Origin of the sequence: Cellulomonas sp. Root137 (assembly GCF_001426725.1) — a bacterium.
Taxonomy (GTDB): Bacteria; Actinomycetota; Actinomycetes; order Actinomycetales; family Cellulomonadaceae; genus Cellulomonas.
In genome coordinates this window covers 1,712,882-1,724,634 of the sequence record NZ_LMFG01000001.1, presented here as the reverse complement: position 1 = coordinate 1,724,634, position 11,753 = coordinate 1,712,882, and the positions used below count along the sequence as shown (strand labels likewise).

Annotated in this window: 14 protein-coding genes; 11 read left to right on the top strand and 3 right to left on the bottom strand. The window is 73.3% G+C overall.

The window, feature by feature from the left end; all coding sequences use genetic code 11:
• Positions 1-12: 12 nt before the first annotated feature.
• From ASD18_RS08325 to ASD18_RS08315, 3 genes are all read left to right on the top strand, one after another.
• Positions 13-705, top strand: coding sequence for a uridine kinase (locus tag ASD18_RS08325; RefSeq protein WP_235522297.1), 693 nt, complete (start codon positions 13-15; stop codon positions 703-705).
• A gap of 177 nt (positions 706-882) precedes the next feature.
• Entirely contained in the window at positions 883-1,095 is a 213-nt protein-coding gene (locus tag ASD18_RS08320) for a helix-turn-helix transcriptional regulator (RefSeq protein ID WP_056089219.1), read from the top strand.
• Positions 1,095-1,640 (top strand): Clp protease N-terminal domain-containing protein, encoded by a 546-nt coding sequence (locus tag ASD18_RS08315; RefSeq protein ID WP_056089216.1) that lies wholly within the window; start codon positions 1,095-1,097, stop codon positions 1,638-1,640. The genes ASD18_RS08320 and ASD18_RS08315 overlap by 1 nt, the downstream gene beginning before the upstream one ends.
• 86 nt (positions 1,641-1,726) lie before the next feature.
• Here the strand turns inward: ASD18_RS08315 and pcrA are convergent, their stop codons facing one another.
• The 3 genes from pcrA to ASD18_RS08300 form a co-directional block, all read right to left on the bottom strand.
• Complete coding sequence (gene pcrA / locus ASD18_RS08310) at positions 1,727-4,177, bottom strand: DNA helicase PcrA (protein ID WP_056089213.1); 2,451 nt, start codon at positions 4,175-4,177, stop codon at positions 1,727-1,729.
• Positions 4,178-4,238: 61 nt separating this feature from the next.
• Entirely contained in the window at positions 4,239-4,721 is a 483-nt protein-coding gene (locus tag ASD18_RS08305) for a DUF456 domain-containing protein (RefSeq protein WP_056089211.1), read from the bottom strand.
• A gap of 18 nt (positions 4,722-4,739) precedes the next feature.
• Positions 4,740-5,087 carry a hypothetical protein gene (locus tag ASD18_RS08300; protein WP_056089208.1) on the bottom strand — a complete coding sequence of 116 codons (348 nt, stop codon included), beginning with the start codon at positions 5,085-5,087 and terminating at the stop codon, positions 4,740-4,742.
• Positions 5,088-5,182: 95 nt separating this feature from the next.
• Between ASD18_RS08300 and ASD18_RS08295 the strand changes: the two genes are divergently transcribed.
• The 8 genes from ASD18_RS08295 to ASD18_RS08260 all read left to right on the top strand — a co-directional run bounded on the left by ASD18_RS08295 (position 5,183) and on the right by ASD18_RS08260 (position 11,751).
• Entirely contained in the window at positions 5,183-5,935 is a 753-nt protein-coding gene (locus ASD18_RS08295; RefSeq protein WP_056089205.1) for an SDR family oxidoreductase, read from the top strand.
• A gap of 23 nt (positions 5,936-5,958) precedes the next feature.
• Positions 5,959-6,534 (top strand): TetR/AcrR family transcriptional regulator, encoded by a 576-nt coding sequence (locus ASD18_RS08290; protein WP_056089199.1) that lies wholly within the window; start codon positions 5,959-5,961, stop codon positions 6,532-6,534.
• Positions 6,535-6,539: 5 nt separating this feature from the next.
• Complete coding sequence (locus tag ASD18_RS08285; RefSeq protein ID WP_056089196.1) at positions 6,540-7,517, top strand: NADPH:quinone oxidoreductase family protein; 978 nt, start codon at positions 6,540-6,542, stop codon at positions 7,515-7,517.
• Entirely contained in the window at positions 7,514-8,248 is a 735-nt protein-coding gene (locus ASD18_RS08280) for an SDR family NAD(P)-dependent oxidoreductase (RefSeq protein ID WP_056089192.1), read from the top strand. Before ASD18_RS08285 ends, ASD18_RS08280 begins: the two co-directional genes overlap by 4 nt.
• A gap of 98 nt (positions 8,249-8,346) precedes the next feature.
• Positions 8,347-9,090, top strand: coding sequence for an ABC transporter ATP-binding protein (locus tag ASD18_RS08275; RefSeq protein WP_056089190.1), 744 nt, complete (start codon positions 8,347-8,349; stop codon positions 9,088-9,090).
• Positions 9,087-9,797, top strand: a complete 711-nt coding sequence (locus ASD18_RS08270) for an ABC transporter ATP-binding protein (RefSeq protein WP_056089186.1) — start codon at positions 9,087-9,089, stop codon at positions 9,795-9,797. The genes ASD18_RS08275 and ASD18_RS08270 overlap by 4 nt, the downstream gene beginning before the upstream one ends.
• Positions 9,797-10,675, top strand: a complete 879-nt coding sequence (locus ASD18_RS08265) for a branched-chain amino acid ABC transporter permease (protein ID WP_056089183.1) — start codon at positions 9,797-9,799, stop codon at positions 10,673-10,675. Before ASD18_RS08270 ends, ASD18_RS08265 begins: the two co-directional genes overlap by 1 nt.
• Positions 10,672-11,751 (top strand): branched-chain amino acid ABC transporter permease, encoded by a 1,080-nt coding sequence (locus tag ASD18_RS08260; protein ID WP_082573676.1) that lies wholly within the window; start codon positions 10,672-10,674, stop codon positions 11,749-11,751. Before ASD18_RS08265 ends, ASD18_RS08260 begins: the two co-directional genes overlap by 4 nt.
• Positions 11,752-11,753 lie beyond the last annotated feature (2 nt).

The following is an 11,753-nucleotide window of genomic DNA, read 5'->3' as shown; positions in this document are numbered from 1 at the left end:
CAGACACGCACGGTGAGCGCGCCGTCGGACACGGCGCCCACGGCGTCGGTCGCGCGACTCGCCGTCCTGCGCGACGTGACGCGCCGCGTGCCCGACCCGCGCACGCTCGGCCGGCCCGTGCTCGTCGGGGTCGACGGCATGGACGGCGCCGGCAAGACCACCTTCGCCGACGAGCTCGCCGCCGAGCTGCGCCGGGAGGGCCGGGACGTGGTGCGCATCTCGGTCGACGGGTTCCACCGCCCCCGCGACGAGCGCTACCGCCAGGGCCGGCACTCCCCCGAGGGGTTCTGGGCCGACTCCTACGACTACGACGCCCTGCGCACCGAGGTGCTCGAGCCGTTCGCCCCCGGGGGCTCGCGCCGGTTCCGGCGGGCCGTGCGGGACGTCGCCACCGACACCGCGCTCCACCTCCCGCGCGAGGCGGGCACGGACCGCACGGTCCTCGTGCTCGACGGGATCTTCCTGCACCGCGACGAGCTCGCCGCCTGGTGGGACTTCTCGGTGTACCTCGACGTCGACTTCGGCGAGACGTTCGCCCGCATGGCCGTCCGTGACGGCTCCCCGCCGGACCCGACCCACCCGGCGAACGCTCGCTACGTCGAGGGCCAGCGCCGCTACCTCGCCGCGTGCCGGCCCGCGTCCCGGGCGACGGTCGTCATCGACAACCGCGACCTGACCCGCCCCCAGGTGATCCCCCACCCCTGACCCGGCCCCCACCCGCGGACGTCCGCACTCCGGCAGCCTCCTGCCCGCACGAGTGCGGACGTTGCCGTCCCTCCCGTCGCTGCGTCCGCACTCCGTCGGGTTCCTCCCCGCACGAGTGCGGACATCGCTGTCAGTGTGAGTTGACAATCATCCAAGTGTCAACGTAGGTTGACGGGCATGTCCGATGAGCTCATGACCGCAGCCGCGAGTGCTGCCGAGCCTGCCGAGGGCCTGCGGGCCGTGCGGGCGCTCCGCGCGCTCGCCGACCGGTTGGAGGCCCTGCACGTCGAGCGCGCCCGCGGGCTCGGTTGGTCCTGGCAGCAGGTCGCCGACGCCCTGGGCGTCTCCCGGCAGGCGGTCCACAAGAAGTACGGAAAGAGGGTCGGCTGATGTTCGAGAAGTTCGCCAAGGACGCCCGCGAGTCGGTCGTCGGTGCGCAGGAGGAGGCACGCGCGCTCGGTGCCGACCGGATCGGCACCGAGCACGTGCTGCTGGGCATGCTCCGCACCCCCGACTCGGTCGCCGCCCAGGCCCTGGCGCGCCTCGGCGTCACCCACGGGGACGTGCTCGCCGCGGTCCGCGCGCTGCCGCCGGGCGCCATCGACGCCGACGCGCTCGCCGGCGTCGGCATCGACCTGGAGGCCGTCCGTGCCCAGGTCGAGGCGTCGTTCGGCCCGGGAGCGCTCGACACGCCGCTGCCACGCAGCCGGGCCGGGCACCTGCCCTTCGAGCCGTCGGCCAAGAAGCTGCTGGAGATCGCGCTGCGCGAGGCGATCCGGTTCAAGCACCGCCGGATCGACACCGGGCACCTGTTGCTCGCGGTCGCCCGGCTGGACGACAGCACCGCGTACGGGGCGCTCAGCTCCCTGGGCGTGGGACCCGCGGCCGCGCGCGAGGCCGTCACCGCCGTGTGGGCCGACGTCCCGGTGGGCTGAGGCACTCGGATGCCGACCGACTGGGCCGCGGTCGCTGCGCGGGGCAGGTTCGCCGCGCGGGCGGGTCGCCTCTCGCGGGCGGACCGCTACAGCTTGGTGACGGGCGAGAACCTCAGCAGCAGGCGCTTGGTGCCGTCGGTGCCGAAGTCGACCTTGGCCACGGCGTTGGGTCCGGCCCCTTCGAGCCCGATCACCGTGCCGAGCCCGTACGAGTCGTGCGTGACGCGGTCGCCGATGGCCAGCTGCGGGATCGCGGAGTCGGGGCGCGGCTTGGCCGAGCCGAACGTCGCACCGGTCGACGGGAGCGGTTTGTGCTCGGTCCGCGGTGCTGACGACGCCCGATAACCGCCGCTCCCGCCGGACGACCCGTAGCCCGAGCCCCACCCACCGCGCAGCTGCGAGGTCGACGACTCGCGGCGACGCCAGTCGATGAGCTCGTCCGGCAGGTCGTCGAGGAACCGGCTGGGCGGGAACTCGTTGGGCACGCCCCACGCCGTACGGACGGCCGCCCGCGAGATGTACAACCGCTCGCGCGCCCGGGTCAGCCCGACGTACGCGAGCCGGCGCTCCTCCTCCAGCTGCTGCGAGTCCGACAGCGACCGCAGGTGCGGGAACGTGCCGTCCTCCATGCCGGTGAGGAACACGACAGGGAACTCGAGGCCCTTGGCGGTGTGCAGGGTCATCAGCGTGACGACGCCGGGGTCGGGGCGGGACTCGCCGTCGCCGTCCCCGCCGTCGTCGTCCGGGATCTGGTCGGAGTCCGCGACGAGCGAGACGCGTTCGAGGAAGTCGGCGAGTACGCCCTCGGGATCACTCTGCTCGAACTCGGACGCGACGGCGTGCAGCTCGGCCAGGTTCTCCACCCGGGAGCCGTCCTGCGGGTCGTCGCTGGACCGCAGCTCGGCGAGGTAACCCGACCGGTCGAGCACCGCGCCGAGGACCTCAGCGGGGCCCGCGGTCGACGCCAGCGTCCGCAGGTCGGTCATCATCGAGGCGAACGCCGACAGACCCGTGATCGCGCGCGTCCCGAGGCCGGGGACCTCGTCGAGCCGGTCGAGAGCGGCGCCGAACGAGATGCGCTCGCGCTCCGCGAACGAGGCGACCATCGCCTCCGACCGGTCTCCCAGCCCGCGCTTGGGCACGTTGAGGATGCGGCGCACGCTCACGTCGTCGTCGGGGTTGTCCAGCGCGCGCAGGTACGCGACCGCGTCCTTGATCTCCTTGCGCTCGTAGAACCGGGTGCCGCCGACCACCTTGTACGGCAGGCCGACGCGGATGAGCACCTCCTCGAGCGCCCGGGACTGCGCGTTCGCGCGGTAGAACACCGCGACGTCGCCGGGGCGCACGCCGTCGGAGTCGCCCAACCGGTCGATCTCCTCCGCGACGAACCGCGCCTCCTCGTGCTCGGTGTCCGCGACGTACGCGACGATCTGCGCGCCCGCCCCCGAGTCGGTCCACAGGCGCTTGTTCTCGCGGCCGGGGTTGCGGCTGATCACCGCGTTGGCCGCGGACAGGATGGTCTGCGTCGACCGGTAGTTCTGCTCGAGCAGGATGGTCCGGGCGTCCGGGTAGTCCACCTCGAACTCGAGGATGTTCCGGATGGACGCCCCGCGGAATGCGTAGATCGACTGGTCGGCGTCGCCGACGACCGTGAGCTCGCCGCGCGGGAGCTCCATGTCCGTGGAGTCGTCGACGATCCCGCGCGAGGAGCCGACCAGCTCGCGCACCAGCGCGTACTGCGCGTGGTTGGTGTCCTGGTACTCGTCGACCAGCACGTGCCGGAACCGGCGCCGGTAGTGCTCGGCCACGGCGGGGTAGGCGCGCAGCAGGTGCACGGTGGTCATGATCAGGTCGTCGAAGTCGAGCGCGTGCGCCTGCTTCAACCGCGCCTGGTAGCGCGTGTAGACCTGCGCCAGTGCGGTGTCGAAGTCGTTCGCCGCGCCGCCGCCGGACGTCGCCGCGAAGGTCTCGGGGTCCACCAGCTCGTCTTTGAGCGACGAGATCTTGTTCGCCAACGCCTTGGCGGGGTAGCGCTTGGCGTCGAGGTCGAGCTCGCGCGCGACGAGGGTGAGCAGGCGTTGCGAGTCGGCCGAGTCGTAGATCGAGAAGCTGGACCGCAGCCCCAGGGTCGCCGCCTCGCGGCGCAGGATCCGCACGCACGCCGAGTGGAACGTGGACACCCACATGCGGCCGGCGGCCGGGCCGACGAGGCCCTCGACCCGCTCGCGCATCTCCGCGGCGGCCTTGTTGGTGAACGTGATCGCGATGACCTCGCCCGCACGCGCCCGGCCGGTGGCCAGCAGGTACGCGATGCGGTTGGTCAGCACCCTCGTCTTGCCCGAGCCGGCGCCGGCCACGATGAGCAGCGGACCGCCCTGGTGCAGGACCGCCTCGCGCTGCTGCGGGTTGAGGCCCTTGAGCAGGGCGTCGGCCTCGGCTCGGCGGCGGGCGGCCGCGGCCTCGGCCGCGGCGTCACCGGAGGGGTCTGCCGAGGCGCCCGGCAGGGGCAGGGAGAGGTTCTCGAAGAGCGACGTCATGGCACTCCCAGGATAGGCGCCGGGACCGACAATCCCGTCCTGGACCTGTGGACGTGCCGGGTCAGCGCAGGGCGAGCGCGGTGAGCCACGCACCGGTGGCCACGAGGGCCGCGGCGAGCTCCACCAGGATGGTCAGACCCGTCGCCTGCAGGGCGGCGACGGTCGCCCGCCACGCCGGCCGGGGCTCGCGAGACCGGAGGTACTCCGCGACGTAGATCCCGAGCACGAAGCCGACGAACAGCCCGACGACGGGGATCACGAAGAAGCCGACGATGCCCGCGATGCCGCCCCAGACGAGGGTGGACGACGGCACACCCGCGCGCTTGAGGTGCCGGCCCGCCAGCAGGTACTTGCCGACGAACGCCAGCGCGGTGACCACGACGGTGATCGCGACGACCGTCCAGCCCGCGACTCCTCCGGTGACGACGCCCCAGACGATGACCGCGCCGGCCACGAGCAGCCCGCCGGGCAGGACCTGGACGACGACCCCGAAGAGCCCGACCAGCACGACGAGCCCGACCAGGAGGTCACCGACGGAGTTCACGGGTGGACAGTAACGTCCTCAGCGCCAGAGGACCGCGATGGCGACGTTCAGCGCCGTGAGGCCGGCGATGGCGCCGAGGTAGCCGGTGGTGACGCGCGACGGCTTGCGGACCCCGAGGATCACCAGGGCGGCGACGACGAGCGCGACGACGAGCTTGACGGCGACCTTCGTCGTGTTGGGGTCGTGCCCGGCGAGGCCCGCCGACGCGATGCCGACCATGAGGATGCCGGTGACCAGGGCCGTGAGGATGCCGTGCAGCACGCCGGTCGCGATCTTCGGGGTGCGCAGGTTGACCAGCGAGCCGCCGAGCACGATGGCCCAGCCGAGCAGGTGCAGGACGATGAGCAGGTTGTAGACGAGATCCATGGCGCGAGCCTATCTGACGCTGAGTCAGAAAAAGGACGCCGCCCATGCGCTACTGTCTGGCGACATACCGAACAGTCGGTATCGAAGGAGTGGGCATGCGCAGGTTCGAGGGCAGGGTCGCCCTGATCACCGGGGCCAGCCGCGGGATCGGTCTGGCCGTCGCGGAACGGCTGGTCACCGAGGGTGCCACGGTGGTCATCACCGGCCGCAAGCCGGAGTCGCTCGAGCAGGCCGTCGCGCGTCTCGACACGATCGCCCAGGGACACGCGGTGGGTGTCGCGGGCCAGGCCGACGACGAGGACCACCGCGCCGACGTGTTCGCCCTCGTGCGCGACCGCTTCGGCGGCCTCGACCACCTGGTGAACAACGCGGGGATCAACCCCGCCTACGGCCCGGCGCTGGAGATCGAGAGCTCGGTCGTGCGCAAGATCCTCGAGGTCAACGTGGTCGCGGCGCTCGACTGGACACGGTCGGCGGTCGAGGCGGGCCTGCGCCGCTCGATCGTCAACACCGGCTCGGTCGCGGGCCTGTCGGCCAGCCCGGGCGTGGCGTTCTACGGCGTCTCCAAGGCCGCGCTGCTCAACCTCACGCAACAGCTCGCCGTCGAGCTCGCGCCCGGGATCCGGGTCAACGCGGTCGCCCCCGCCGTCGTCCGGACACGGCTGGCGCAGGCGCTCTACGAGGGCGACCGCGAGGCGGCCCTCGCCGCGGTCTACCCGCTCGGACGCATCGGGGAGCCCGAGGACGTGGCCGGCCCGGTCGCGTTCCTGCTGTCCGACGACGCCGCGTGGATCACCGGCCATACGCTCACCATCGACGGCGGCGCCAGTGCCGTCGCCGTCGGCTAGTCGCACACGAGAGAGGCACCACCATGGCCACGTCCAGCGTCGTCGACGACATCACGCAGGCCGCCGTCGACCTGTTCTCCACCCAGGGGTACGCCAACACCTCGGTGCAGCAGATCGTCGAGGCGGCCGGCGTCACCAAGGGCGCGATGTACCACTACTTCGAGTCCAAGGACGACCTCCTGTTCTCGATCTACGAGCGGATGCTGACGCTCCAGACGAACCACCTGGAGGAGATCGTCGGGCGCGGCGCCCCGACCGCGCAGACGCTGCACGACGTGTGCGTCGACGTCGTCGAGACGTCGATCGACTTCCTGCCCGAGGGCACCGTCTTCTTCCGCAGCGTCCACATGCTCTCCGAGCCGCGCCAGAAGGAGGTCACACGCCGCCGCCGGCAGTACCACGACGTGTTCGCGGGCCTGATCGAGCGCGGCCAGGAGGAGGGTCTCTACCGGACCGACATCCCCCGCGCGGTGCTCGTCGCCCACTTCTTCGCGGACGTCCACTACCTGTCGAACTGGTACTCCCCCGACGGCGCCGAGGACAAGGGCGTCCTCGCGCAGCAGCTGACGGACCTCTTCCTCGTCGCGATCAAGGCCTGAGCCCGGTGCGCGCCTGGCACGTGACCCGGCACGGCGAGCCCGCCGAGGTCCTGGAGCTCGCCGAGGTCGAGGATCCGACGCCCGGCCCCGGGCAGGTGCTCGTCCGGGTGCGTGCGGTCGCGGTGAACTTCCCCGACGTGCTGCTCGCCCGCGGCGAGTACCAGGTCCGCCCTGCGCTGCCCTTCTCCCCCGGCATCGAGCTGTGCGGCGAGGTGGTCGGTCTCGGCGACGGGGTGTCCCGCGTCGCGCTCGGCGACCGCGTCGTCGGGTCCCGGATCGGAGTCCTGTCGGAGCTCGCGGTGCTCGACGAGCGCGAGGTGTTCCCTGCGCCGGCCGCGCTCGACGACGCCGAGGCCGCGGCGCTGACCATCGGCTACCAGACCGCCTGGTTCGGGCTGCACCGGCGCGCGGCCCTGCAGCGCGGCGAGACCCTGCTCGTGCACGCGGCCGCGGGGGGTGTCGGCACGGCTGCCGTGCAGCTCGGGGCCGCCTCGGGGGCGCGGGTGATCGGCGTGGTCGGCAGCGCGGCCAAGGCGGAGGTCGCTCGGACGGCCGGCGCGGACGTCGTGATCGACCGGTCGGCGCAGGACGTCGTGGCGGTGGTCAAGGCGGAGACCGCGGGTGCGGGTGCCGACGTGGTGTTCGACCCCGTCGGCGGGACCGCCTTCGAGCAGTCCACCAGGTGCATCGCTTTCGAGGGCCGGATCGTGGTGGTGGGGTTCGCGGGCGGGACCATCCAGGCGGTCAACGCCGGGCACGCGCTGGTGAAGAACTACGGCGTGCTGGGCCTGCACTGGGCGCTCTACGCGCAGCGCCGGCCCGAGCTGGTGGACGCGGTGCACACCGAGCTCACCCGGCTCATCGACCAGGGCAGCGTCCGCCCGGTCGTCGGCGAGGTCGTCGCGTTCGAGGACGCCGCCGCGGCGGTGCAGCGACTCGCCGACGGCGGCACCACCGGGCGCCTCGTGGTCCGGGTCTCGTGAGCGCGCTCGACGGGCGCGTCGCGATCGTCAGCGGCGCCGCGGGCGGGCTCGGGTCCGCCTTCGTGCGCGCCCTGCACTCCGCGGGCGCGAGCGTGGTGATCGCGGACCTGGTCGACGACGCCGCCGCCGCGCTGGCCGCCGAGCTGGGCGACCGCGCGCTGGCCACCCACCTGGACGTCACCTCGCAGGAGAGCTGGACCGCCACGGTGGAACGGACCCTCGCCGCCTTCGGCGCCGTCGACGTGCTGGTGAACAACGCGGGGATCGCCAACGCCGGGCCGATCGACCACTACCCGCTCGCCAAGTGGGACGCCGTCATCGCGGTCAACCTCACGGGCGTGTTCCTGGGCGCGCAGGCCGTGGTGCCGGCGATGAAGGCGGCCGGGCGCGGGTCGATCATCAACATCTCGTCCGTCGAGGGCATGCGCGGCGGCGACCACCTGCACGGCTACGTGGCGTCCAAGTTCGGGGTCCGGGGCCTGACCAAGTCGCTCGCCGTCGAGCTGGGCCGCGACGGCATCCGGGTCAACTCCGTGCACCCGGGCTTCGTGCTCACCCCCATGACCGCGCGGCTGGACCCCACGGCGACGGCCATCCCCCTCGGCCGGCCGGCGGTCGCGGCCGACGTCGCGGGCACCGTGGTCTTCCTCGCGTCCGACGACTCCGCGTACACGACGGGCACGGAGCTGGTGGTCGACGGCGGCATGATCGCGGGCATCCCGCACTCCTGAACTGCTCCGCGCGACCATGACACAACTGTGCTCGACAGGACATACCGTCCGGTCGGTTTCTGTTGTACGTTCGTCCTCACCGACACGAAGAGGTGCCGATGTCCGCACTGACAGCTCCTCCCCGAGAGGGTGCCCCGCGCCTTGCCGTCCGCGGCCTCAGCGTGCGGTTCGGCGGCCTCGCCGCCCTCGACGACGTCTCGCTGCACGTCGACGAGGGCGAGGTCGTCGGACTCATCGGCCCGAACGGCGCAGGCAAGACGACCCTCTTCAACGTCGTCTGCGGCCTGGTCCGCCCCAGCGCGGGCAGCATCGCCGTCGGGGGCCTCCCGCTCGCGTCCGACCCGACGCGGCTGGCCGCGCGAGGCGTCGCCCGCACGCTCCAGGGGCTCGGGCTGTTCCGCGGCCTCACGGTCCGCGAGAACGTCCTGGCCGGCCGCCTGGGCGCGCACGACCCGGGCGCCGACACCCAGCGACAGCTCGACACCCTCGGCCTGGCCGGGCACGCCGACCGAGCCGTCGGTGACCTGCCCTACCCGGAGCAGAAGAAGGTCGCGCTGGCCCGCGCACTGGTCGCCGAGCCGAGCCTGCTGCTCCTCGACGAGCCGGCCGGCGGGCTCGGCACCGACGACATCGCGGCGCTCGGCGACCTGGTCCGGCACACCGCGGCCACCGGCTGCGCCGTGCTCCTGGTGGAGCACCACGTCGACTTCGTCATGAGCGTGTGCGACCGCGTCGTGGTGCTCGACTTCGGTCGCGTGATCGCGTCGGGCACCCCCGACGAGGTCGCCGGCGACCCGGTGGTCGACGAGGCCTACCTGGGGATCGAGGTGACCGCGTCGTGACCGCGCTGCTCGAGGTCCGCGGGCTCACGGTCGGCTACGGCGGGGCGCCCGTCCTGCGGGACGTGGACCTCGACGTGCCCGCCGGCAGCATCGTCGCGCTGGTCGGCGCCAACGGGGCCGGCAAGACGACCCTGCTGCGCACCCTGAGCGCGCTGGTGCCCGCGACCCACGGCACGGTGCGGCTGGCCGGTCGGGACCTCGCGGCGGTGAGCGTCGAGGACCGCGTCCGGAGCGGGCTCGCGCACGTGCCCGAGGGCCGCGGGGTCGTGGCCGAGCTGACCGTGGACGAGAACCTGCGGCTCGGCGGGCTGTGGCGCGGGGCCGACCGGCGCGAGGCGATCGCCGAGGTCTACGCGCTGTTCGAGCCGCTGGCACGCCGGAGGAACCACGCCGGCCACCAGCTCTCCGGCGGTGAGCGGCAGATGCTCGCGCTCGGTCGTGCGCTGGTCGCGCGGCCCACCGTCCTGCTGCTCGACGAGCCGTCTCTCGGGCTCGCGCCCCGCGTGGTCGCCCAGATCATGGGCGTCCTGCGCGGCCTGGCCGACCGCACCGGGCTGACCGTCCTGCTCGCCGAGCAGAACGTCGTCGGCGCGCTGTCCGTCGCCGACCACGGCGTCGTCCTCGGTCTCGGTGAGGTCGTGGCGTCGCGCCCGGCGCACGAGCTCGCCGCCGACGAGCGCCTCCGCCACGCCTACCTGGGGTTCTGATGGACCGACTCGTCTTCCTCCTGGGCACCGGCCTCGCGCGCGGCGCCGTCCTGGCGCTGTTCGCGCTCGCCCTCGTGCTCATCTGGCGCGGTGCACGCGTCATCAACTTCGCCCAGGGCGCGATGGCGGTGGTCAGCACGTACGTCGCGTTCGAGGTCACGGCCCTGACCGGCAGCTACTGGCTCGGGCTCCTGGCGGCTCTGGTGTCCGGCGGGGTGCTCGGGTTCGCCGTGGAGCGGGGGGTGATGCGGTTCGCGTCGCCCCGGTCTCCCCTGTCGGGCGTGATCCTGGCGATCGGCCTGGTGATGGTCCTGCAGTCGGCGCTGGGCATCGCGTTCGGTCCGGACTACCGGCCGATGCGCGTCCCGTTCGACGACAGCGCGGTGCTCGTCGGCGGCGTGCCGCTGCTGTCCCCGTACGACCTGTTCGTGCTGGTCACCGCGGTCGTGGTCATGGTGGTCCTGGCCGTCCTGTTCCGGTGGACGTCGCTCGGGCTGCAGATGCGTGCCGCCGCGTTCGCCCCCGAGGTGTCCCGGCTGCTGGGCGTCCGCGTCTCGCGGACCGTCACCCTCGGCTGGGTCCTGTCCAGCGTCGTCGGCTCGCTCGCGGCGCTGCTGCTGGTGCCGACGAGCCTCGGCCTCAACCCGCACGCCACCGACTCGCTCTTCGTGCTCGGCTTCACGGTCGCGGTGGTCGGGGGCCTGGACTCGCCGGTCGGCGCCCTCGTCGGGGGTGTCGTGGTCGGCGTCGCGATGAGCCTGGTGACCGGGTACCTGGGCGCCGGCCTGGTGCCGATCGCCGTGCTCGGCCTGCTCGTGCTCGTGCTCCTGCTGCGACCCGCCGGCCTGTTCGCGGCAGCCGCGGCGAGGCACGCATGAGCCGCCCGCAGCGCCTGCCCGGTCAGCGCCCGCTCGCCCGCACGCTCCTGCTCGCGGCCGGGTGGACCCTGGTCGCCCTGCTGGGGACGTTCGCGCTCGACCCGTTCCGCAACTACCAGCTCGCCCTCGTCGCCGCGTACCTGTGCGCGACCGCCGGGCTCACCGTGCTCGTGGGGGCCAGCGGCCAGCTCTCGCTGGGGCACGCGGCCCTGATGGCCGTCGGCGGGTACGGCTACGCGCTCACCAGCAACGCCCTGCCGTTCGGCGGCGTCGCACGGTTCGTGGTCGCCCTGCTCGCCGGGGCGCTGGTCAGCGCGGTCGTCGGGCTGCTGCTCGGCCTCGCGGCCGCCCGCCTGTCCGGGCCGTACCTCGCCGGGCTGACGCTCGCGGTCGTCGTCGCCCTGCCGGCGGTCGCCTCCACCTGGTCGACCGTGCTGCACGGCGACCAGGGCGTGCAGACGGCCTTCGAGGGTGTGCCCGACGCGCTCCGGCGGGTCATCGCGCTCGAGCAGTGGCAGGCGATGGTGGCCGTCGTCGTCGCGGCCGTCGTCGTCACCGGGCTGACCGTGCTGCGCGGTGGGCGGTTCGGGCTGCGGATGCAGGCGGTCCGTGACGACGAGGTCGCCGCCCGGCTCAGCGGCATCCCGGCCGGACGCGTGAAGGTGCTGGCGTTCACGGCCAGCTCGGTCGCGGCCGGGCTGGGCGGGGCGGTCCTGTGCTTCGTCGCCCAGGCCGTGAGCCCGGGCGCGTACACCGTCGGGTTCTCGCTGCTGCTGGTCGTCGCGGTGGTGATCGGCGGGCTCGGCAGCATCCTCGGCGCGGCACTCGGCTCGGCCGTCGTGGTGCTCCTGCCCTGGCTCATCGGCCGGCTGACCGCCGGCCTCCCCACCGACGCCGCCCAGCGCCTCGACGGCAACCTCGCGGTCCTGGTCTTCGGCCTCCTGCTCATCACGGTCATGGCGCTCGCCCCGCAGGGCCTGCACGGCGCACTCACCGCCCGGCGCAGACCCATCGACGACCCCGTCCGTACGGAACAACACACGAAGGTCCTCGTCCCTACCGAAGAACAGAGGTGACA